Source organism: Candidatus Margulisiibacteriota bacterium (genome assembly GCA_003242895.1).
Taxonomy (GTDB): Bacteria; Margulisbacteria; Riflemargulisbacteria; order GWF2-39-127; family GWF2-39-127; genus GWF2-39-127.
The window spans coordinates 26,259-50,626 of sequence record QKMY01000048.1; the positions used below are offsets into that span (position 1 = coordinate 26,259).

Annotated in this window: 19 protein-coding genes; 10 read left to right on the forward strand and 9 right to left on the reverse strand. The window is 39.2% G+C overall.

Features of this window, described 5'->3' with window-relative positions; genetic code table 11:
* Window positions 1–30: 30 nt before the first annotated feature.
* On the reverse strand, window positions 31–1,224 hold the full coding sequence (locus DKM50_07735) for a hypothetical protein (GenBank protein ID PZM79717.1): 1,194 nt from the start codon (window positions 1,222–1,224) through the stop codon (window positions 31–33).
* Window positions 1,225–1,693: 469 nt separating this feature from the next.
* Between DKM50_07735 and DKM50_07740 the strand changes: the two genes are divergently transcribed.
* The 4 genes from DKM50_07740 to DKM50_07755 all read left to right on the forward strand — a co-directional run bounded on the left by DKM50_07740 (window position 1,694) and on the right by DKM50_07755 (window position 6,942).
* A complete protein-coding gene (locus tag DKM50_07740) occupies window positions 1,694–3,148 on the forward strand; it encodes a sugar transferase (protein ID PZM79718.1) in 1,455 nt (484 codons plus the stop codon).
* A gap of 156 nt (window positions 3,149–3,304) precedes the next feature.
* Window positions 3,305–4,264, forward strand: a complete 960-nt coding sequence (locus DKM50_07745; GenBank protein ID PZM79719.1) for a hypothetical protein — start codon at window positions 3,305–3,307, stop codon at window positions 4,262–4,264.
* 11 nt (window positions 4,265–4,275) lie between these two features.
* Entirely contained in the window at window positions 4,276–4,992 is a 717-nt protein-coding gene (locus tag DKM50_07750) for a hypothetical protein (protein PZM79720.1), read from the forward strand.
* A gap of 75 nt (window positions 4,993–5,067) precedes the next feature.
* Window positions 5,068–6,942, forward strand: a complete 1,875-nt coding sequence (locus DKM50_07755; GenBank protein ID PZM79721.1) for a hypothetical protein — start codon at window positions 5,068–5,070, stop codon at window positions 6,940–6,942.
* A gap of 406 nt (window positions 6,943–7,348) precedes the next feature.
* On the opposite strand, the gene DKM50_07760 is transcribed toward DKM50_07755, so the two are convergent.
* The 5 genes from DKM50_07760 to DKM50_07780 all read right to left on the reverse strand — a co-directional run bounded on the left by DKM50_07760 (window position 7,349) and on the right by DKM50_07780 (window position 12,297).
* Complete coding sequence (locus DKM50_07760) at window positions 7,349–8,947, reverse strand: hypothetical protein (GenBank protein PZM79722.1); 1,599 nt, start codon at window positions 8,945–8,947, stop codon at window positions 7,349–7,351.
* Between the two features lie 13 nt (window positions 8,948–8,960).
* Window positions 8,961–9,965: a hypothetical protein gene (locus DKM50_07765; protein PZM79723.1), complete on the reverse strand. Its 1,005-nt coding sequence runs from the start codon at window positions 9,963–9,965 to the stop codon at window positions 8,961–8,963.
* Between the two features lie 81 nt (window positions 9,966–10,046).
* A complete protein-coding gene (locus tag DKM50_07770) occupies window positions 10,047–10,475 on the reverse strand; it encodes a hypothetical protein (protein PZM79724.1) in 429 nt (142 codons plus the stop codon).
* Between the two features lie 125 nt (window positions 10,476–10,600).
* Entirely contained in the window at window positions 10,601–11,803 is a 1,203-nt protein-coding gene (locus DKM50_07775) for a hypothetical protein (protein PZM79725.1), read from the reverse strand.
* Window positions 11,803–12,297 (reverse strand): hypothetical protein, encoded by a 495-nt coding sequence (locus DKM50_07780; protein ID PZM79726.1) that lies wholly within the window; start codon window positions 12,295–12,297, stop codon window positions 11,803–11,805. The genes DKM50_07775 and DKM50_07780 overlap by 1 nt, the downstream gene beginning before the upstream one ends.
* A gap of 262 nt (window positions 12,298–12,559) precedes the next feature.
* Here DKM50_07780 and DKM50_07785 point away from each other — a divergent pair, with 262 nt between their 5' ends.
* From DKM50_07785 to DKM50_07800, 4 genes are all read left to right on the forward strand, one after another.
* Window positions 12,560–12,934 carry a response regulator gene (locus tag DKM50_07785; GenBank protein PZM79727.1) on the forward strand — a complete coding sequence of 125 codons (375 nt, stop codon included), beginning with the start codon at window positions 12,560–12,562 and terminating at the stop codon, window positions 12,932–12,934.
* Between the two features lie 407 nt (window positions 12,935–13,341).
* Window positions 13,342–14,133 carry a hypothetical protein gene (locus tag DKM50_07790; GenBank protein PZM79728.1) on the forward strand — a complete coding sequence of 264 codons (792 nt, stop codon included), beginning with the start codon at window positions 13,342–13,344 and terminating at the stop codon, window positions 14,131–14,133.
* Window positions 14,096–17,530: a hypothetical protein gene (locus DKM50_07795; protein ID PZM79729.1), complete on the forward strand. Its 3,435-nt coding sequence runs from the start codon at window positions 14,096–14,098 to the stop codon at window positions 17,528–17,530. The genes DKM50_07790 and DKM50_07795 overlap by 38 nt, the downstream gene beginning before the upstream one ends.
* A 64-nt stretch (window positions 17,531–17,594) precedes the next feature.
* Window positions 17,595–18,761 (forward strand): hypothetical protein, encoded by a 1,167-nt coding sequence (locus tag DKM50_07800; GenBank protein PZM79730.1) that lies wholly within the window; start codon window positions 17,595–17,597, stop codon window positions 18,759–18,761.
* A 65-nt stretch (window positions 18,762–18,826) separates the two neighbouring features.
* Here DKM50_07800 and DKM50_07805 read toward each other — a convergent pair whose 3' ends face one another.
* Window positions 18,827–19,024, reverse strand: a complete 198-nt coding sequence (locus DKM50_07805) for a hypothetical protein (protein PZM79735.1) — start codon at window positions 19,022–19,024, stop codon at window positions 18,827–18,829.
* 496 nt (window positions 19,025–19,520) lie between these two features.
* Between DKM50_07805 and DKM50_07810 the strand changes: the two genes are divergently transcribed.
* Window positions 19,521–20,432, forward strand: coding sequence for a hypothetical protein (locus DKM50_07810; protein PZM79731.1), 912 nt, complete (start codon window positions 19,521–19,523; stop codon window positions 20,430–20,432).
* A gap of 221 nt (window positions 20,433–20,653) precedes the next feature.
* Here DKM50_07810 and pgk read toward each other — a convergent pair whose 3' ends face one another.
* Complete coding sequence (gene pgk, locus DKM50_07815; GenBank protein ID PZM79732.1) at window positions 20,654–22,186, reverse strand: phosphoglycerate kinase; 1,533 nt, start codon at window positions 22,184–22,186, stop codon at window positions 20,654–20,656.
* A gap of 258 nt (window positions 22,187–22,444) precedes the next feature.
* Here pgk and DKM50_07820 point away from each other — a divergent pair, with 258 nt between their 5' ends.
* A complete protein-coding gene (locus DKM50_07820) occupies window positions 22,445–23,746 on the forward strand; it encodes a hypothetical protein (protein ID PZM79733.1) in 1,302 nt (433 codons plus the stop codon).
* A 107-nt stretch (window positions 23,747–23,853) separates the two neighbouring features.
* Here the strand turns inward: DKM50_07820 and DKM50_07825 are convergent, their stop codons facing one another.
* Entirely contained in the window at window positions 23,854–24,132 is a 279-nt protein-coding gene (locus tag DKM50_07825) for a hypothetical protein (GenBank protein ID PZM79734.1), read from the reverse strand.
* Between the last annotated feature and the right edge of the window lie 236 nt (window positions 24,133–24,368).

Below are 24,368 nucleotides of genomic sequence, written 5' to 3' on the forward strand. Positions count from 1 at the left end.
GCTTTCCTGGGTAGTGTAAAAATCAACTTTTTAACTATATTGTTTTTTAATAATTTGCCACATTAATCCATAGAAGTATTTTGCATCCTTCAGTCCGGGTACCCATGGGGATTGTTTGTATTTTCTTACTCTGCCTTTGATTTTTTCACACAAAAATTTTTTTATGAAGGCGCGCTGGTATTCTTCGACAGATTTTATTGGTAAATAATATTTTTTGATATCATAAGGTGATTGGGTTAATGTTCCGCCATCAAAATACATTCTGAATATTTCAATATCATTATTTGAAGGATTATACTTAATACCTAAAGAATACTTGTTCCAGATTTGTTGGTTCTGTCTGAACCTTATACTCTTTCCATTATTGGTAAAATATGCCATAACATCGATGTCAGGCATGATGCAGTTGCCTAGTCCGTAAAAAATATGTTTCTCTTTATATATTTCATAGGACTGTATGCAGTGAGAATGATGGCCGACAATGAGGTCCGCTCCTTTATCGATAGCCATATGAGCGATTTTTACGTCATAAGGTTTAGGATAAAAGATTTCTTCTGCGCCCCAATGAAAAACCACGATGATCCGGTCGGCTTTTTCTTTTAATGCATCAATATCCTGTGCTATTCTTTTTTCGTTCAGAGGAGAACTGCCATTAGCTCTTTGTCCTCCTGAGATACTTGAGGTAGACGGGCAGCAATAGCCTAAGATGCCAACAGTTGCTGTGTCTATTTTGAGAAGAGCGGGATTATTGTAATTGTTATACTGGTTACCTGCTCCAAAATATTTTATGTTGTTTTTTAAGCAAAAACTCAAGGTGTCTTTGTATGCCTCTTCACCATAATCCATAATATGGTTGTTAGCGAGGCAGACAGCGAGAGGATGCTGCTTAAATGTTTCCTCTATATAAGACTTTTCTTGTCTTAGATTAATTTTGTTTAAAGCCGGTTTCCCATGTTTTGAAATAGGGTATTCAAGATTACAGATGTAATTTTCAATATTGAATTCTATCTTATATGGTTTATTCAAATATATATCACCAAGAAATGTTATCATATACTCCCCCCGATTATTGATAATGTCTATGTGAAATAGTTCATATCTCCATATTGGTTTAGTCTTTGTTGATGATACTAATAAGGGAAATATATTATTAGAATGATAAGTAGATGAAATTTGTAAGCGCTTGATCGTTATGAAAATCCGATATGTACTGGCTATATTCATGCTTTTTAATACTTATTCATGTGTTTGTCAAGAATCGATATTTGTTTTTTTTGTAATGGGTAAGTGATTCCGGGTGCCGGTAATTTTGCCTAAGCTGAAGAGGAGCCCTTTCTACAGGAACACATTACGGCACCTTCTTGTCTGTAGGTGCGCGATTAATCCTACATCTGCGGCGTGGACAATTTCCCGAAAGTAGAGACGTAAGATTATATTTAAAGATTTCGTGTGCGATTGCCTTGTAAGTGATCATTAATACTCTTGACAAATAGTGCCGGCTGAATTATAAGTTGGGCACAATTATTAACATACTGAAAACAAACCTATACCGCGACCTCAATAGTCGAGTCATAATAAATCCAAATATCATAATAAAATAATAAAGTTCAGGCTGTCAGGTATTTCGGATAATTCTTTTTTATAAGCACTTCAATATAGTCATACCATTATTAATGTTTATTTAAGCGAAAGGATGGGGGACATGCTTAAAGAACATTATCGAGCAGTATCTAATTTTAGAAGACTCATCGATATTATGCTTGTTCATGTTTCGTTTTATTTTACACACATAGTCTGTTTAGTCTTTTCGTTTAAAAGTCTCGAAGAGTATACGAGAACCGGTAAGGTGTTCTTATTTCTCATTATGAGCGTGATCTGGTGGATTGTTCTTAAGCAGAACAGCCTCTATAAGTCGCATCGGTTCGAGACACTGTTCATGCAACTGGTGCGGATTGTTAAGGCCGTATCTGTTGCTGCAGTACTTTTCTTGGCAGCAATAACCATTTTTGAGTTCCCTGCTATCGGGAAGATATTTATGACGATATTTGTTGTTCTTAGTCTGGGCTCGTTATTCATGGAAAATGTAATTATAGCAAAGTTAGCAGAATCTTTACGTAAACTCAACATTAATACTAGAAATGTAATTGTCGTAGGCATGGGTAAAGAAGCTGCGGACATACTTCTCAAAATTAAAGAAAACCCGGGATGGGGACTAAAACTAGTCGGAATTATTATCCCTGATCAAATAGATTCTGATAATAATGTCGACAGTATATCTGCGCTCTCTCGGTTGCATGGTTACAAAATCCTCGGAAAATTATCGGATTTTTATTCGATTACCAAGGGGAATGTGATTGATGTCGTGTTTTTTTCCGGGTCTCCATGGTATCTAAACGCTATGCAGCCATATATCCAGTATTGTATTCAGCGAGGAATCGATACGGAGCTTTGTGCTACTTTTTTTGATAAACTGGATTTTGTAAAAATGTTTGTTGATGAGATCGGCAATTTACCCCTGATCTCATTTGAGACAGCACATAAAAAACCCTATCAGTTGCTGGTAAAAGAGCTTATTGACCGGGGTATTGCTTTCTTAGGCCTTTTCATTTTAGCCCCTTTATTTTTTATAACGTCCTTGGCTATCCGGCTTGATTCTCCCGGATCAGTTTTTTTTAAACAGAAGCGGGTGGGACGGCATGGACGTATTTTTGAAATGTATAAGTTCCGCTCAATGGTCACTGACGCGGAGGCGCGTAAAAAAGATCTTTTTGCTTTAAATGAAATGTCCGGTCCTGTTTTTAAGATTACGCATGATCCCCGGATAACGAGAGTGGGGAAATTTATCCGGAAAACAAGCTTGGACGAACTCCCTCAATTGATTAATGTGCTTCGAGGTGAAATGAGCCTGGTAGGCCCACGGCCCCCTTTGCCTTCGGAAGTAGCTCAATACAGCGACTGCCAGATACGGAGATTGTCTGTTAAGCCCGGAATAACTTGTACCTGGCAAGTGAGCGGACGTAACCATATTGATTTTGAAACCTGGATAAAAATGGATTTGGATTATATAGATAAATGGTCTCTGTCGAAAGATGCAAAGCTGCTTCTTAAGACGATGCCGGCTATTCTATTCCAGAATGGTGCAAAGTAGCAGGACAATATCATTTATTTAGGGAGGTGATGGGGTTTACTGTTCGACGAGATTTTTTGTGAAATATGGCATAGCCATGTTTATACCAGAAAGCCGAAGTGTTAATTGTTTTTTTAGCATACTGGCTTATGGTTCCATGAAGAGGGGGATGGGTAAATGAAAAAAGTACTTATTATGTTCGCAATAATTCTTTCCTATATGCTTCCTGCGGCATATGCAGAGGTTTTGATTGAAAAAGGTGATACTTTAAAGGTATATGTTTTCGATCGCCGGGGTACCGATTTGGTTCTTGGTTCTTTTTCTCCGAACGGTATGGCACAGCAACTGGGAGAAGAAGATCCGCATCAGGTTAACGTGTCTTCAGAAGGAAAAATATTTATCCCTAATATCGGGGTGCTTTCCGTTTCCGATAAGAGCACGACTGAAGTTGAGAAAATGATCATACAAGGGTTAAGTTCTTCAATTCAACTCCAGCAAGTTGCAGTGCTTCTTATGACGCCAAAATTCAACAGGGTCTATGTTTTAGGTGAAGTGGCTAATCCCGGAATGTATAAATACGATCAGACGAAACCATATGAAGGAAAATTGATGAGTTTGATCAGCAGCGCAGGTGGATTCACTGATAGGGCAAACAAAGACGCTGTGAGTATTATAAAAGAAAATGGATCGATGGTTACTATTAATCTTATGCAAATGGTAAGAAAGAATTCAATTAGAGAAAACGTTGTTCTGGAAGATAAAGACACGATTATGATCGGACAATGTATTTCCCGAGTGTACGTCATCGGTGAAGTGAGAACTCCCGGAGGGTATCAATTTTTGGAAGGCGCCACCTTTGCAGATTACATCGCTGAAGCCGGAGGTATCAACAATACTGCGGCAATGGACAACATTGGAATTGTCAGAAAGAATAAAGATCGGAATGAAGTGTTTAAAGTGGCGCTTGACGGTACCTTTTCAACTAACGGACAGAAGAACACCGCGGTCTATCCTGGAGATACTATCTATGTGCCCAAGCACTTTTTTGCTGATTGGAAGGACCTGGGATCAGTCTTAGGAATGGCACGGGATTCCATTTATGTTTATGATACGGTTACCGGAAGGTACCCCCGTTAAAGGATACGATAATGCTGGATTTACATAGTCATATATTACCTGGTCTCGATGACGGTCCTCAGACAGAAGCCGAATCGATAACGATGATAAAGTGCATGGACAAACTTGGGTTTAAGCATATTGTGGCTTCTCCTCATTACATTCAGGGATTGTATGAGAACTCCTCGGATATTGTTAGTTCTGCTGTTAAAAATATCTGGAGTAGATTTGAAGAGAACAATATCTCAACTCAAATAATTTCTGCAAATGAGGTTTTTATTGATTCGGTGTTTAATGATAGCGGTGAAATGGCAGATTTCCACGTTTGCGGCAGGAAGTGCCCTTTCATTTTATTAGAAGCCCCGTTTAATAGTTTTATGATCGAGACCTTATATAATATTATATTTGAGTTAACGAACAAACAGGTGAAGGTCATCCTAGTGCATCCGGAACGTTCAATGGAACTGGTTCGTCATTTTCATTTATTTGAAGAATTGGTTGCTCGCGACGTTAAGCTGCAAGTTAATCTAATGAGCCTTATCGGGGCTTACGGTAATCATAGTAGGATGGTCGCAGAAAAATTACTCGAAGAAAATATGGTTTTTGGAATCGGCAGCGATATACATACTGTTAAACAAGCAGCTCACGATATTCCAAAAGCGCTTATAAGAATTAATGAGCTTATCGGAGAAGTAAGATTATCTTTAATGATGAAAAATGCCAAAGAGGAATTAGGTGTTTGCTCATGATCAGCGTTGATTTCACAAGCCAGACCATAATGGATATGGTGTGGGAAGGTTATTAAAAAAGGGGGGGAATAAGTTATGGAATTATTCGAATATTGGAACATGATACTGCGCCGGAAGGGGATTATCTTACTTTCTTTATTGATTATTGTTGGTGCAGCTGTATTTTATAGTATAAGGGCTACTCCTATCTACGAAGCGAATTGCAAACTTTTGATCACAGAAAAAAATAATGGAGGTATCCTGGGGGCTTTTGAAGCGATTGACTTGATGAGCCAGATCGGAGGGAAATCAGATCCTGTAAATACCCAAATGGAAATTTTGCAGACCCGGCCGATTTTAGAGAGAGTGATTCAAGTTAATAATTTGAAAGATCGTAAAGGCAATTTTATTGATAGCGAATCATTGCGCAAGGATATCAAACTTGCAGCTATTCGAACAACGAATTTGATTCAGATATCCTATCGTGATAAAAATCCTGTTACCGCAACAAATGTTGTTAATACGTTAGCGTCGGTGTTTGTTGAGCAGAATCAGCGGCTTAATCAGGAAGAGTATAGCAGCGCCAGGGTTTTTATAGAAGATCAGTTAAAAAAACAGAGAGACAAGCTTACTGAAACAGAACAGGCTTTGCTGGCTTATAAGAAAATGTATAAAACTGTTGCCTTGCCGGAAGAGACGACATCCAGAATTGGCAGCTTAGCGCAGTTCGAAACCAATAAAATGGAAATTGATACCAAACTTAAAGGCGCATTTGCTCAGGAACAAGATTTAAATAGCAAGATCAATGGAGTAGGTGCGAGAAATAATCCGTTCTATTCGTATTGGTGGACTAACCTCGAGCAGATAAGGAATGAGATTATAAGCCTTAAAGCGCAAAAAACCAATATCGATAATCAGGTCGACCAGCTTACCAGTCGTTTGGGTCAGCTTCCTCCCAAAGAGATCGAGCTTGCCAGGTTGACACGGGACCAGACAATTGCGAATCAGGTATACTCTGCGCTGCTTGAGCGGTATGAAGAGGTGCAAATAAACGAAGCTGGTAAAATAGCGAATATTAAACTCATAGAACCTGCGGTTGTCTCTTCGTTACCTGTTCTTCCGCAGAAGAAAAACAATATTATTCTGGCTGTTTTTGTCGGTTTGTTATTCGGTGGTGCCTTATCATTATTTTTGGAATATATTGATGATGTCCCCAAATCCGTTGATGCCGTCAAACATGTTCTTCCATATAATGTTTTAGGTACGGTACCCTATGAAGATAACCTCAATAACTTTTTCTTGAAAGCTGCTCCGCGTGGGCCTTCTTCAGAAGCTTTGCGGCTTATTCACACCAGTTTGAAGTATAAGGACATTATGCGGCAGAAATCTCCGGGATTGTTGATTACCAGTGCATTAGCCTCGGAAGGAAAGACTACTATTATAGCGAATCTGGCCTTGTCCCTTTCGTCTGCCGGGAAAAAAGTCGCATTAGTCGATCTCGATTTGAGAAAGCCAAAACTTACAAAGATATTTAATCTTTCAAAAGAGAAGGGTATTACAAATTATTTGATCGGGGAAGAATCGTTATCAGATATCTTTTTCCCTTCTTCTTCCGGAAAGAATATCACGGTTATTCCTGCTGGGACGATCCCTCCTAATCCTACGGAGCTTATTGCCAGTGAAAGGATTGGCGCGATGATCGACCAATTAAAGAATTATTTTGATATCGTTCTTTTTGATGCTCCACCGGTGACGCTGGTTGCGGAGACCCTTGATCTTGCGAGGTTTATGGATGGCATTATGATTGTAGTCGATATGAAGAACGCGTCGCTGCGCTCCTTAAATGCTGCCAAAGAATTATTTCAAGATAAGAACCTTCCGATTGTAGGGGTAATCATAAATAAACTTATCAAAGAAAGAAGCGGGTATAGTTATTCGCATTATGGATATACTTACAAATACGAATATTAGTGACTTTTTTCGCTGATTAGGTTCGTTATGTAGAGACGCGATTAATCGCGTCTCTACGGTTTGATAGATCATTTTTACTGTCGGGCTGGGGTACTTCAATAGTTGTGGTATCCCTGTCGGGATGATTGTAATAAAGGACGCTTCCGCTCCTTTATAATCCTAGGACTTAAGACCAGTACGCGCTGGCCTTAAGAATCCTCGCGTTTTTTTTCTGGTAGCCTCGGTCAGACGGCGCCTGCGGAACTCGGAGTCAACTACGACATCATTCACACCAGCGCAAACCCTTCGCCAAAAGGCTGTGTCACAAATTATGCCACACCTTTGGTAGCTGCGGGTAGCAAATTGCGCAGGTGTTTCTGTGTCTTCGTAAGCCCCTTCAGACATCCTCGGCGATTGTGGGTTGGGATTAGGAGGGCTTCTTCCTTAGCTTCAATATTAAGGTTGCGCCCTGGTCAGGAGTGCTTTTTACGGTTATGTCCCCGCTATTTGGTGCTAGTCTTACTGTGTCTCTGATCCAGCTCAGTCCTATGCCGCTGGAGCCGGAAGTGGAATAGCCCAGATCGAATATCTTATTCTGGTGTTCCTGCGGTATTCCTTTACCATTATCGGCAAATTCCAGTAGAAAATAGTGTTCGTTAAGATCGCGGGCGGTTATTGTGATCGATGGAGCGCTCGTTGCTGAGAGTGCTGCAAAAGCATTCGTGTAGAGATTAGAAAGAATTATTACTAACGTGTTCATGGGTATTGCCGGATAGATCGTATCCGGAAAATCGCGATTAACAATCCCGCTGAAGACGCCAAGTACGCGTTTGGCTGCTTCTGCCTCGGCTTCAATAAGAGAGTATCGTTCATTTCCGGCGGACTGGGCCAAGGTCCCTGATAAGGCATAGGTGCTTTTTATTTCGTTAAGCATATCCTTGATCCGTGTGCCAAGCGTAGCTGTCGCCTCTTGCAATATCTCCAGACAGAACGATATGTATTCATCTTTTGCGACATCACGAGGCAGCTTCCTGGCCAGGTTATTGGTAAATGCCTCGATTTGCCCAAGCGGGTTCTTGAGGTCATGCGCACAACCGGAAATGGACTGGCGCATGGATTCCAGAACTGACATACGCTGAAGCTTTTCTTCGAGTACAGCCTGTTTCTCCTGGAACTCAAGATGTTTACGGTAGTTGTAGTAACGGATAAACAGACCCCCAACAAGGGTAATGATAATGTACTTGTAGATTTGGGGAATTGGCAAAAGATCATTGATTATCCAGAGACAGATAAGGGAAATCAGGAAAGGGATGGTATAGTCGGCTGTTTTTTTGATAACTACTTTGATATCCATGAGCTGATGCTTTAGGATGGCGTATGTAATTATTGATACCATAAATAGAGAATTATAGGGGCCTACCCAGACATATCTATAGTTACCAAGTAAGATCAAAATCAGATTAAAGTACATTCCTATAGAATATGTACCGATGGTTGCAATGAGCATGTACAGTAGTTGGTTTTTAAATATCCCGGATGCCTTAAGCATTTTTACGAAAAGTATACCAACTGCTGCGCCCGAATAGGTCACATACCACAAACCATAAAATGGGTAGAGATATCCCAAAATACTTTCTTTGCCCCAAGTTCTCATAATAATATCCCTAATAAAAGCATTTGGAATGAACACGAGGAATGAAGTTAAAACAGCTGGCAAATGTAATAGTAGAGTCTTTAGAGGATTTAATTTTGTGCCAGTGAAGACCAAAGTAAAATGCAAAAAAGTAGTAGCAATAAAGGCAGCAGCAACGATAAATTCTCTATTCCAGAACAAAGCTTGAGTAAAATTATCAACCAACCGGAACATTAGAATGCCGAAAGACCACAAGCTGACAAAGACCGCGCATAAAGCGAAGATAGAGTCGATACTTTTCTTTGCCGACTTCCAAGCGATAATGCCTGCTAAGATTAAATCCAGAACTAAAGAAAAAGAAAGAAGAAGATTAATGGATAAATTTGTAAGCATATTTTATTTTAAACTATTTTTGTAAGTGCAAATAAATATTTGCTTTTGTTTTTTCGTCAAAAAAAGTATGCTTTTTTGAGTACCCAGCCCCGTCAGAAAGTCCGATTAATTGTTCTTGACCTCTATAAATCAGTTTCCAGTCACAAAGAAATTCTATATTAATTTTATTAGGAATATTTTTTTCAACGTTAGTTATGAGAAATATTCCATCATTATTCAAATAATTATACATACTATTGATTACTAATTTAGCTATTTTATCATTTAAATAATCAAAAAGACCGAAGGAGTATATGAGGTCAAACTTAGGCAGGTTAAGCCTTTTCAAATTTTTAACAAGACTTAATATATTCATATGTAAATATGTAATAGAGATATCAGGATTCAGGTATTGATCAAGCTGATTTTTTACAAATTCAATAGCCTCACTTTCCATGTCATTAAGATATATTTTTGCTTTAATATGTTTTTCTTTTAACAACTCGATAATTTCTTTAGCGGGGCCACATCCAAGTGATAAGATACAAAGCGGTTCGTCGCTAGACATATTATTTAGATATTCATTAAAATAACTTTCTCTATTAATATGGGCCTGTGAAGCGGGGATAGAACTAGTATATCTGTTTATAAGCATTTCAAATAAATTGCCTCCCAGATAATCATTAAGATAGAAGTAGTGAACAACTAGATAGTCACCATCATATCCTAACGGTTTATCATGTATCCTTTTATTAAGCGGACCTATATTAAATAACTGATCTAGTAACAGATCTCTGGTAAACTGCTTGTATTTTTGGTATGCTTCCTGGTTATTTAATATATGCGGCTGAGCAATATCCCACATTTTTGATAAATAAGAGTCAATATCATTGTATATTTTCGGTGCAATACTGTCTAAATAGCGTTTTTTCTCCTCAATACTTTTATACTGACTATTTTCCTTGTCTAGCTTTATTTTTAATTTATTTAAGTATGTATGGAATTTTCTGCATATATATGTGTATTCCAATGTTATCATGTGGTTTGCTCCTCATTAACTAATTATCGTTAAATTCATTATATCAACTCACCCAGGGATTACACTAGCATTGCACATAATTCAACCCCTCAGCCGTACTGTATCTCTGATCCAGCTCAGTCCTATGCCGCTGGAGCCGGAAGTGGAATAGCCCAGATCGAATATCTTATTCTGGTGTTCCTGCGATATTCCTTTACCATTATCGGCAAATTCCAGTAGAAAATAGTGTTCGTTAAGATCGCGGGCGGTTATTGTGATCGATGGAGCGCTCGTTGCTGAGAGTGCTGCAAAAGCATTCGTGTAGAGATTAGAAAGAATTATTACTAACGTGTTCATGGGTATTGCCGGATAGATCGTATCCGGAAAATCGCGATTAACAATCCCGCTGAAGACGCCAAGTACGCGTTTTGCTGCTTCTGCCTCGGCTTCAACAAGAGAGTATCTGTCATTTCCATCGGACTGGGAAAAGGTCCCTGATAAGGCATAGGTGCTTTTGATCTCGATAAGCATATCCTTGATCCTTGTACTGAGAGTAGCTGTTGCCTCTTGCAATATCTCAAGACAGAAGGATATATATTCATCTTTCGCGACATCACGAGGCAGCTTCCTGGCAAGGTTATTGGTAACTGCTGAGGCTATGCCTCATACCCGGCAGCGATAATATGTTGTTCGCCACTTAGGATACGGTTTAATTCATCATCTTTTAACGTTCGATCATTTCTCCGGTTATTCTGGTAGAGTGCTTCCGCTTTCATTGCGCCAGAATCTATTCGATATTGAATCCATCCTTTTATCCAGTGACATTTTTCATAGTATAAAGCTAAAAACAATTTATAAGATTCGGCTGAAAAATTTGTTTCTGATCTTTGCAGCATCAATTGTATTGTCGGAATAACCTGAGCATAATTATCAATTAATTTTAAGGTTCCGTTTGCTTTGGCGAGGATTGCCGGGCCAAGGTTCTCGGTCTCGAATGGAGAATATATAGATATGCTTATTCTCGGGTCATGTATCTTTGCCTGCCATAAAGGATATAGCGCATTGAGCGGATCAGCAGCGATCATGATCCCGGCTATCTTGGATGTTTTTAATATCCGTAGAAGTGATTGCTGATCATCTGCCATATGAGCTACTATGCCTGATTGTTGAAGCTGTATTTGCAGCTCGATCATTTCTTTTTTGTTAAAACCGTAGAGCAGAATATCTTTGTGTCCAACCCCTAGCGATGGACAGCCAGCCCAACTATGTTTTATTTGGGGAACGGAATCTTCAATGTGCTTGATATCTGATAGGTAGACAGGAGGCATAAAGAAACTTTTGAGCATGGACTCTGTTGTTAGTTCGGCAGCTATTTCGCTATGCAAAATACTTTCGATTAAGGCAGCTTTTTCCCTCCCGTCCACATAAGAATTAATAAGATTTTCTCCAGGGGAAGAAAAATTGCAATATAATTCGGATAGATGGACCTTGTCATCCAGGGCGACCTGTATCCTTTTTAATATTTCTTCTTCGCTGCTTTTCTTCTCAATATACCATTTGGCGCCATAGTTGAAGCATTCATCAACAATTGACAGAGCACTTACGCAGGTGATCATTACTACTTTTATTCCCGGCTGTTGTTTGACAATTTCTTTAAGTATCCCATGCCCTTGAAGCTTTGATCCCTCAAGTCTTATATCCAGCAAAACAAGGTCAAATTTGTTTTCCTCGATTGCAGCGAATGCTTCATCAGAATTGCGGGCATTTATAACCTCGTATTCTCCTTTTAATATGTAGGTAATATGTCCAATCCAAGCCTTCTCATCTTCAACCAGAAGTATTTTTCTTTTATCAGCCATTACTTTCCCTCCTTAAGATAATGTTTTATTGCAAAATCGATAGTATTCTCAAGAAAATTTTTTAATTCCAGATCGCTTATTTTGGCAATATTCTTTCTTATTTCTTCCAGCGGATCAGGTGGAATGTCTGTAACTGTCGGACCTTTTCCATTGATTATATTGTCAAAGACCGGCAGAGCTCTTTTGAGCCAGCGCAGGGCTTTTTTCCCTCTGTTTTTTTCATATTGATCATACGTTCTTTGTAGCAGCAACTCAACGAACTCAATTTCACTCAAATCAAAAGCCTTGGCAAATAATTCTATTTTTTCGTCAGATAGCTGCTTTCCCTTCTGTTCCAATCCGGAAGCGAATGTCAGGCTGCACCCGAGCTTTTCTGCAAGCAGCGAGTAATTAAGCCCCTTTTTTTTTCGGTAGTATTCGACATATTGCGCAAATGATGAAAAATCTAACATATTTTCATTATACCCAACCAAATGATTTTGTAAACCATTCATTACTAAACGGATTATTTCGATGCAATTTATTGTCAATATATTTCGATACAATGTTATAAGAAATAAACCAGCCAGTTGAGTGGTTTATGTGGATGATAGATGAGAGGAGTAACGAGATGAAGCTATTAATAATCGATGATGATGAGAGAGAAATAATCGCTCAGTTGGTACGGCAAATAACAAAGAAGAGTGCACAGCTTGAGGCGACACAGGAAAAAGTCTATGGGAAGCCACAAAGTAGTCTATACCAAGGAGTAACGAGATGAAGCTGCTAATAATCGATGACGATGAGATGGTCAGAAGCACATTACGGTATTTTCTTCAAAATAACTATGAGGTATATGAAGCCGGGAACGGAAAAGAAGGGCTAGAGGTACTTGCAAGGGAAAAGATTTCTCTGGTACTTCTCGACTATCATATGCCGGGCATGAACGGGATCGAGACGCTGCTGCTGATCAAACGTGATCACCCAGGAGTGCAGGTGTGCATGATGAGCGCGGAACATATTCCCTATTTCCGTGAATATGCCTTGTCTTATGGTTCGTATGATTTCATCCGAAAACCGTTTGATTTAGACGAGGTAAAGGCGGTCCTGAAAAATATGGAAGAAAATAATGCGAAAGGAGCGAGTTTATGAACATGACCTGGAAATGTTTAACCCCTGAGATCCTGCAGCGATTATCCGACAGGTATGTTGCCAGGGCCAGGAAAGCAAAAACCGCAGAACAGAAAAAAATGTACTACAACAAAGTGCTGCTTTATTCGGGACTTAAGGCGGTAGTAGAGGAAAAGTAGTTGCGCCTCTTTCCCCGGTAAGGCATAGCTATCAAGCTAAGGGTATTCGAGAAGGTGAAGAACAATTAAGAGGGTGCGCCGCCTCTTTCTGCGGAAGTCGATGTACGATTCTATTGAAGTCTACTCGCCGACCGGGCAATAGCAGGAAAAAAGATAGCTGATTTTGGCGGAAAGAGGCGCGCTTTTCTGATTTTTAGCCGGACATTAATAGATGTTTATAAAAAATAAACTATATAAGGAGAAGATAAAATGGATATCTGCCAACTATTAAACATAAAAAACTGGTTCATTCACGGGAAATCAGAAACCGCCAAAAAAACAAGCACCTGCAGTGGAGGTGCCCTTGCCAGTGCAAGCACCCTATCATCGAAAAACATCAGATCAGATGATATGCTCTCATATCTCACTACTGCGAAGCTCGTACCTCTGAGCAGCGGGACATCAACACTGAGTAGTTCCTACCTCATAGCGATGAGCGGAGATACCAGAATTGCAAATAATAATACTGATCCGAATGGACAGACAAAAGAATATATCAAACAACAGTACAATGAACTGCTGCTCGCCTATAAGCTCGACAATAATGGCAGAAGCTATATCAAGGATCCGAGAGATCAGATAACCTCAGAAGGCATGACCTACTGGCTCTACCTGACAGCCCGTATGGCCCAGCTCGACCCGGTAAATGCCAGTCAGTACAAACAGGTCTTTGATTCACTGCTCGCCGGGGTGGAAAGCATGATTGACCTGGCACGCTCAGAGAATAATAGCGGGGCATTTCCCGCCTGGAAAGTACAGCTTAGCAACGGAACACTAGCTCTCGTCTCTGACCAGAATGGGAAAACAGCCAATTCAGCCGCTGATGCTGACCTCGATCTGATCCGGTCATTGATCGCTGCCCGGAACCTGGTAGCATCCGGTGTTTGGTCGGACAATAATTACGGGGCTAAAGCCAGGGCATTGATCGAAAGTGCTAGTTATGGAGAGAAGTCCTTGTTGCAGGATGATCCGTGGCTATTCAACCACCCAGGAAGAATTTGATTGTGCGGTCACTGCCCTGACCAAAGGTATCAACGGGCACTATACCGAATCCAAAGAAATGGACACTGCCATTTACTTGCCCCTGGCCTATGCGGTTGGCGATAATGGCAGTATGGATAAAATGACTGCTGATATCAGCAGCAATGTCATACCCAAAGACAACTATTTTTCACGAACTCTTATACTAATGGGATTGATGAGTAGCGTATTTCCCGTCAGAGAAATGGCAGGGCGAACGATCAGCCCGGAAAAGGCCGGATTGTACCAGCCGCTACCGATGAGCGAGGCTAAGCTCAAGGAAGAGTTGTCCAGGCTCAAGGTCAGAGTCGATGGACAGACAAATGATCATGGAAAAATAACTCCTGACTGGTTACCGGGTTATGTGGAAATGGGCAAGGTATTGCTGAAATTGCTGACAGGAAGAAATATTCCTGGCGGTATCAATCCGGTACCGGCAAGCTGGGTCTATGACAACGGGGCATGGACAGATAGGGTAGAAATAAACTATATTAAGAAGCTCAAAGACAATAACTGGAGCCTGATCGACCATTACCCGACAAGCAAGGACGAAGCGCTGTCCATGCTGGATAAGTTCGCTCCTAAACTCGTTCCTGAGGTGCCTGCCCCGACACCTATTCCGGTGCCCACTCCTATACCGACCACAACACCAGTTCCTACTCCTCAACCAAACCCCATCACTCAAATACAAACGATGGTAACAAATCTTAATCAGAGCAACCCAACACTGGCGATACCTTATAAAAATAGTTATAGTGAAAACGAAAAAGAACTTATAAATCAGCTTAATAAGTTAGGCTATAATGACCGTCAATCGTTAGTATTTGATAATTTGCTATCGCTTTGGAGTGGCGTTGATAATTGGAATTTAGCCACCAATTCTAATCTCGTCAAAACGATACCAAGCAGCACAGACAAAGACAATGTAAAAGAGATTGTCGTTGATACTGCCGGTCAAACAATCGGGTTCATGAATTCCGCGCTGGGAGAATTCTTGGAAAATGCCAAAGGCTTGAATACTGCATCGAAAAAGATTGTTATCAGAGCTTTTAAGACTAAGGAAATATTAGCAGTTGCGACCTTAACCTATGCCGGCAAAGAAGACAAATGGGACGCGACAGTTACTTTTGCAGAAGGACTGGCAATCGGGAGTCTCATTAATGACCCCTTGATCAAATGCTTCGGTCTATGGTATGGGACATTAGCCTCATTAACCGTACAATATGGATCTGGTCCGCTATATACGTACCTTAACAAAAAAGCAATTGCCTATAATAATTATCAGGACAGCATGGCATCATGCGTTGTCGAATTGCAAGACAGGGTCCTTGTGAACTGGAAAGATTGTGAGCAGATGCAACCTTTTGTCACGAATTTTCGTAACAATAACACTAAACTGTTGCAGCTCGAAACCCCAACAGCTATTTACTTGTACGGCTCGCTGAAATCCGATACTGATCAATCGCTGGAAGTAGAGACCAAAACAGGAAAGAAGACCTATATCTACGGAGGTAAAGGGATAAACAAAATTATAGTCCAGGGGGTCTCCATCGAAGATGTTTTTATAGAGGGCGGTAATAAAAACGATATTATAAACGGAGGCGGTAGCGGGAAAAATAATATAAATGGCGGTGGAGGTGAAGATACTCTCATTGGAGGCAAACAAGATGACATTCTTAATGGTGGAGACAATGACAATGCTGATGATATACTAACTGGTGGGCTAAGAAATGATTCTTATCAGTTCAGTGGAACCTGGGGAATCGATGCAATCGTTGATGCCAGAGATGACAATGGAATTCAAGAAGGAACAATCCAAATTAAGGATAGTAATGGGATATTTAAGCAACTAGAAGTAGGCCAAACTGAGTCCGATCTTATTCATAATAAAAAAATAAAAGATTCGGACAATACTACCTATTTATTAAAGTCCAATAATGACCTTGAAATACAGGTCGGGGGCAATTCCAGGAAAGTAATCTTAATTAAAGATTTCAAGAACGGAGACCTGGGCCTTACCTTCAAAAAAGCTGCAAACGATAAGTCGACGGTCTGGAATGGGTTCAATTTTTCTTTCATCGATTGGAACAGCACTCAATATACCTCATTTGATGAGTTCAAGCTTGCTTTTGAGGGAGGGGCTTTCGGGAAACAAGGCCTGGCATCTGTGCTCACGTCATTACCGAAACTCGACCTTGAGCAGTACCTCACAGACCTTTCCTTTGACCTGCCCAAAGGAATTAACTGGAAAACCCTCGATCTAAGTTTGTTCGGGACTGATATAACTCAGGAGTTCATTAATTCACTGGGTACCACATTTTCCAGATTGAAAGATTCGTTCCCCTCGGTCTCCGCGCCTACTTCTGAATTGCATATTAATAAATACAAAGCTGATTATGGACAGGTGAAGATCGGGAATACCGACTATGCGCTGGATGTATCAAATGAATTGGATGACCTATGGAAAGATAGCGTAAAAGGCACGCCGCTGGAAGGTTTTAGCGGCAAGGAATTCTTTGCGATGATAAAAAATCCTCAAAATATAATCGATAACAACATTAAAGACAAATTAGCTTATATGATATCTAATACTACCGGGCTCAATGTTTCTGTCTCATCGGGAATCGTCAATATTATCACGTCCAAAAATATTAGCGAAGCGACACGTGAAACGCTGAAACAAATAGCTGTAGCTGAAGGAGTCAAGTATTTATCTCAAGCTACCGGAATTCCAAGTATAGAAATTGAAATAACCTCAATAGTAGTTCCTGCCCTGATAAATAAGAGTATTGAGATGTATAATGCGATAAGTTTCTACTGGAAAATAGGAGAAATAATCAAGAAATTTGTAAAAGACGGCGGTATTAACTATTTTTTATATAAGCTTGAACGAAAGCTCGGCAATCCGGCAGGATTCAGTACGCTGGAAATAATGGAAAAAGTAAAAAATGGAGGAGGAATATTCTGGGAATATGCGTTAATGCAGCGACTCAAGCCTCTCTATAGCAAAGAAGCCCAAATTGAGATAACAAAGGCACGCTATGAACCGGATATAAAATCCTATAAAAATAACATAGACGCCTATGAAGATGCTATCAAAAAAGGGTTCCATCAAGTAATAATGTACTATGAGTGGAAACAGGTTAATGGGCGATACCAATATGTAAGCATTACCAAACAAGAATATGACAAAAAAATTAAAGAAAAAAACAGAAATGTCTCCGGCCAATATCAATGGGTAGATAAAGAAGGCAAGCTTGCCGCCTACTATATCCCGAGTCCAAGTAGTTATGAAAATAGTAAGTATTTTTACAGTGTCAAAAAAGCACAATTAGATGCTGAGATAAACAGTATCCTTGCCGATAAGGATAGCAAATAACAGGTAGGTAAAAATACTTTTATTAAGTATAATCTTATATAAAACATTATTTATAGGAGCTACTATGAGAAATAAAATATTCACATTGATGATGATAATTTTGGTATTGCTTCAATATAACACCGCTATAGCTGCCGGTAATGGTGAAAAGATCGTATTTGAAGATAAATATTTTGAGAATTCTGTCCGAGGCGACATTAACATGCCGACAGGGGATATAACAGATGATCAACTTGATGGCGTAGCAACGGTGTTCTGCTCCCCTCCTTTTAGTAAAGGCATGACTAGCCTGGAAGATCTCAAGCATTTTCCAAATTTACGAACACTTTGTATTTCAAATCTGGATATTAGAGATGCGACACCGATTGGGTACTTGCACAGATTAAAAGGTCTTCACATTCGTTCAACGCTTCTCAGTGACTTGTCGAGCCTGGCAAATGCTCCTGATCTGAAGTATCTTACCCTTATAGATAACAAAATAAAAGATATTTCTGCCGTGGGTAAGCTTACAAAATTACTTACACTTGATATAGAAGATAATAATGTGAATGACATTTCCTTTCTGAGTACTTTATCAAATTTAGAATCATTGGTATTAGCTGCCGGGCAAATTTCTGATATTTCTGCTTTAGGAAAGTTAACCAATCTTAAATCGCTATCTTTATTTCATGTTCAGGTAATTGACGTTAATCCATTAAAGGATTTGAAAAACCTCTTATATGTTCATATAGGAAGCCCTACTCTTAAAGATGTATCAGCCCTACAAAATCTCAATAATATTGAACAGTTATATTTGTATAGTAAAGTAGAAGACTTGTCAGTGATAAGCAAATTGCCAAATTTAGAAGACTTAACGGCATCCGACAAAATATCCAACATTGATGACCTAAAGTATTTAACAAAATTGACCCGGATTGATCTTCGTTCCAATAAAATTACCGATATCTCTGTCCTGAAAGCCCTCAACAATTTAACTGAATTGAACCTGGGTAACAATAAAATAACCGAAATTGATACCCTGAAGGTCCTCAAGAGTTTAACGAAGTTAGGGCTGAATGATACTGATATAACCGACCTTTCTCCCTTGCTCGAACTAACAAATCTAAAAGAGGTATCTATTGCCGACGATGACCTCGACCTGCGGCCAGGTTCCCGTAACCGGGAAGTCGTCGATCAATTGCGGCAGCGAGGCTGCCAGGTGATTACACTGCTGGGAACATACCAGAATTAGGGGAGCCTTAATCGAAGGTTGTCCATAGCAGCATTGATGCATTGCTGTATTTCGATCAGATATTACTAGGATTTGTACATCTCAACAAAAGATCTATAGGTGTAAGTGCGAGAATAGATTTCTTTTGCTTCTTCCTTGCTGATTTTTCCATCATTATCCTTATCCGCTTGCTTAACAAATTCACGAACTTTCTTATCCGAAAAATTGCCAAACTTCCAATTGCTATCCTGATATCCGCTACGGTCATATCTGTCTCCGTCTATGGTTTGAGCATTATTACTATCTCACTGGCAGGTATTCCCAAATGCCGAAGTATATCTGCTGTCCGGACAGGAAAATACAAATTGTAAAAATATCTAATTCTATATCGGATTTTTTTTATCATAACTTGCACGTTTATAGAACAAATATTCCCAATCTCTTTGTTTCAACCGTTTGCGTGGTATAAAACTTTCACATTATTTTAAAATTTGCTAAAATATAGTATGGTTATGACTGACACAGAAAAAAACAAACACTAATTATTGACGATGACAAAAGCGTTGTCGTTGTTTTAAAGTATTACTTTTCACCCGAAGCCTATTACGTACTGGCGACATCAAAAGGGAATCCCGCCTCTCAACTATCAACCACAAAGCACAGTTGTTAATGAAAAAAATATCAGTTCTGTAATGTAAATCTATACCTTGTAATCAGGGAGGTGTGTTAACCTACATAATTTGCATTTAGTTTGCAATTACAATATTAAGGAGGATTAAGATGAAGCAAAAGAATATAATAGTATTGGTTTTTTTATGTTTCTTATTACTTGGCATCGTTTCAACTGGAAATTGCGCAGAAAAATTTTCACGAAAGTATCCGGTATTAATTAAAACAAATGATCTGGAACAGATAATAGATGACAAAAATCTGGTTATTATTGATTGCCGTACCCCGGAGCTGTATAGAGTTTCGCACATTAAGGGTGCTATTAACTTATATACCAGAGATATCTATGACCATAGCTCACCTATTGAAAACATAATTCCCCCACTGAAAGAACTTGCCGAACTTTTTGGCTCTAATGGAATTAATACCAGTAAGAGAGTCGTTGTGTACGAGAAAAACTCCGATGCGAGAGAGGCAGCTAGAATGATCCTCTATCTCGAAAGCTGCGGGCATGACAAGGTACAGTTTCTGGATGGCGGTATCAATAAGTGGTTAGCTGAAAAACGGGAAAAGACGAGCGATCTTCCCCAAATTACTAAAACACAATTTAAATTGAATTCGCAACCGCAGTTTATAGTTTCTAAAGATTACGTTTTGTCAAAACTTAACAAATCTAATGTTCTCATTTTGGATGCAAGAGGCGAGAAGGAATATTCCGGTCAGGTTGCAGGAAGCAATGTGAAAAGGGGGGGAGGCCATATCCCGGGAGCCATTAACAATAATTATAAAGAACTGATTGATGAAGATGGTAAATTTTCTGATAAGGCTGTACTTACAAAAATGTTTAAAGAAGCCGGTTTAAATGCTAATATCAACGAAGTTATTATTTATTGCAGGACAGCTGTAAGAAGTTCACTGGTACGAATGGCCTTAAAACACATCGTTGGTTTCGAAAATACCAAAGTATATGACGGTGCCATGGTTGAATGGTCAGTAGATCCTAGCTGTCCTTTAGTTAAATAGAAAATATGGTTTGCAGGATGTGAGAATATACTCCGGTACAACAACTTTTTATTGCCTTAATAAGACAAAACAACAGTCCGCACTTTTGCGGACTGTTGTGCTAATTACTTCTATAACCTTCGATATTTTTTCCCTCGGAATACCTCACTCTATTTGCATGTCTACTATTTCAGTATGCCGATTTTTTATGGGAATTTCCCAAATATTTTTTGTGTATAAAATTATGCTATACTGGGATTTTTAAGAGATTCAATAACCGGTAAATCTTTAATATTCCCTTTATTATCCTTCTGATTAAAACCCAGAAAATCCATAGCAGCCCCACCCATTGTAGAGACAACGTTGTTTGGCGTCCCTTTGTAATCAGAGCCTTTGTTTTGTTCTATAGCAGCGTTTGTGTCGCCTCCGCCTGCTATGCCGAATCCGCTTTTTTTATTATCTAATGCGTCAATTATTGTATCTGTACCTTTAGCAAGAAGCGGATCTTCGAATACTCCCATAGGTCCGTTCCAGTACCAGTAGTTCATTTTGTCTATTAATTCCTCCAAATTTTTTCTGGTTTTTGGACCTATATCAACCTGCATTCTGCCCTCTGATATTTCAGTTTCAATTTTAAGTGATTTTGCCTTTTCTTCCGGCTGTAATTCAAAATAATTTTCCGGCACTGTAATGTAATCTTCTGGTAAAATGAGCGATGTTTTATGTTGTTTGCAGGCATCAAGGATTTTCTGTGCTCCTTCCAGCTCATCTTGGCTTATCTTCGCTGCTCCGATCGATTTTCCTAATGCTGCCAGGATCGGATTGAGCATTTTGCCGCCGAGACTTATATTTGGAATCCCGAGCTCAACAATTTTCAGAATAGGGGTAAGTTTACCTTCTTTGGTAACCTTTCCTTTTTCATTGACTTCGTCTGCAACCTTGGCGCCTCCGAATATGGCAACTGAATGTTCAGGGTCTGTTAAGAACCCGGTTCTCAGGGTTTGAAGACTCCCTCCCTCTGTAACATATAATTCCCCAGCAACTGAATGCTTCCCAGCTTCAAGCATCATTTCGTTGATGCTCTTCATTGTCGGGTCTTTTGGCCGGTGCCAGGCACTGGTTGCGTCATTGACCATGACATCAAGCAAAGGAACGAGAGGTTCGACTATATGTGTTCCATTGGAACCTACAGCTTTGCGGTCATCCTGGTTAAGTCTGATATTCTGCATTACGACTATATCGTATTTGCCGGCTTTTAGTTCCGATAACTTTTTGAGAGCTTCAGGTCCTGAGAACTTCTCTTCTTCAACCCTGCCTATTAAGACTACTTTTTTGCCTTGTGCCAGTTCCGGATTAATCGGTTGTCCATCTACTACAGCGTAGAAATTTTTATTAAAATTCTCATAAGCATTCAGCTGTAATGCCAATTCTTCTGTTACTTCAAGGTTGTCTTTGAACTCGACCCCGTTTATCTTGCCTTTGTCCTGGATATGAAACATTATTGCCGGTTTTCCACCTGCTGTTATGATGGAAGTTACATCAGGCATTGTTTGTTTTATACGGGCAGCATTCTTTATTTTGTAACCGCGTTCATTATCGGCAGCTCCCCAAGTGACATTGTAATCAGGTCTGTAGCCAACTACTTTTCCTGTTATGTTATAATTGTTTAAATATCTTAGCAGCGTAGGTATTCCTGCTTTGTTTAATGGATTTAGTACCTTGGAATTACCCCCCGATCCTTCTTTAATTTGAATGATTTTGTTATAAATTTCCATCCAGTTTCCTCCTCTAGATATTTTTTCTATTTATTATTTCGAAAAAAGAGAATAAAAATTTCATTTTTTAGGCAAACAAAATATCGATTTTTTTAGAAATATCTTTTTTGGGTTCCTTGGGCTTTAATATTGTGTTTTTATTAGCAGCAATTGTGATAATTAGATTTACTTACTTTCCTTCATTTCTTTAATAATTTGAAATAAATCCATTTTGATTACGAATAATAACCAGAATAAAAAAGAAAAGGATACCCATGCATGCTTAAGAAAATATTAGCTGGAGGATTTTCTGATAATTTTAGAGAAAACAGCCAAATTGTTTCTAAAATAAACATTTTATTGAATAAAGGCTATATCACTGATAAAGATTCTATTGATTTTCTGGAAAACCAGCTGACTCATTCTGATCCATCTATCAGGGAACTTGCTGCCAGAACCATCGTTACTGAAGTAATAGGGCAGGAATATATGTCTCAAAGGTTGCAGTCCTTAAAGGTTTTGTTGCCTTTTGTTCCTTATCCTGATCTTCACAACGCGCCATCTTTTGGTCAAATAGATTTACATACGCACTCTCTTCTTTCTGATGGCTATTCTACGCCTGCTGCCCATATCCTTGATTCATATGAACAGGGATTATTTGCAGTTGCGCTGACTGATCATGATATACTGCCCCAGTTTAAGCCTTATCATGAATCTTATCTTTCGGCACAGATAGTTAACGATTATTTTAAGGATCTTGGAGTGAGCAGGGATTTTACTTTTATCCCCGGGGTGGAATTCAATGTCATGTTTCGCGGGTTACCGGTGCATATGCTTGCATATCTTCCTGATTATTATAAATGTTATGACGAATTGATTTCTTTGCCTGTTTTCCAGAACATGCTGCACAAACTTTCATTAACTGCTGAGGCAAAGGAAAAGGCTGTCTGGATGCTTTTGGGGAAACTAAATGAAAGGTTCCCTGAATTAGCTGTTACCAAGGAAGAAGTTAGGAATGCAGCCAGAGGAAATATTATCAGATCTCATATCACTGATGCTTTGTTTAATAAATACAGAGATTATTTCAATTCTCTGGAAATAACACGTTCCAAAGACGTCTGGTATAAATGGCTTCCACATGAATATAAGAGCAATAAAGGGTATACCAATTATCTGCCATCTATTGAGGAAATATCCTTTTTATTAAATGCTGCAAATGGAAAAATAGCTATTCCGCATCCAAATGAAATTTTTCAGGAGGAAAGATTTGCCAATAAATCGGGAACTTTAGAAGGGATCACTGAAAGCCTTATGTATTTAATGAAAACAAAGAAATTGCATGATCAGGCATTCCTGGGTATCTCATATTACAGCTCCAAAGGTACCGCCGAAGACAGAGCAAAGGTTATGGAATTATATCAGCGGGTAATTTGTGAAGAGCCTTATTTCGGAGCCGGGTTTTATTTATTACCCGAGTCGGACAGTCATGGCAAATTTACTTCTTCACCTGGCAGACAATCTGATTATCCGACTGATAGAAAAGAATACAACGCTACTATTCTGAAATCACTGTTTAGCTGAATATTTCCTGGATTGATGTTTTGCGATAACAATATCTACTCCTTCTCCGGGTTGTTGGGATATCATTATAGAATATGATTTGGAATATCGCAAAAAAATCCAACCAGCTAGACTTTAACTATATGAACGCCCGCTTCTTTAAGTATGGGGAATAGGTTATCCTGCCAGTCCATGGATTTTGTATTGGGAACTGGTCGACCTGAAGGCATCATATTTGTTGGGACCTTATCCTTTCCCAGTTGCTGGCTGATTTTCTTTCTTAAACAGGAGCTTTCTTTATCCCCTTTACAGTATGAAGTTATATAGCCCTTAACGCCTATGCTGACGACAGGGTCATTTTGATAAGTTTTAACAAAACTGCAAGTCATTAAATTTGAACATTCCATAAGAATCTTTCCCCTTTTTGTATTGTGTTTATGATAAAAATTATAGCATTAATACTCGGTTTATTTCTATAAATATTTTTAAGTGACAGCTCTTGTTTTTTTTTGTTTATATAAGGTTTCATTACGAAAAAACGTGGGGTGCAGATACTTTCGGTGGGTTAAGCGACTTTTAAGTAATTATCGACGACATAATCCCATTCATTAGATAAATAACGAGCTCGAAGAGCAACAATGCT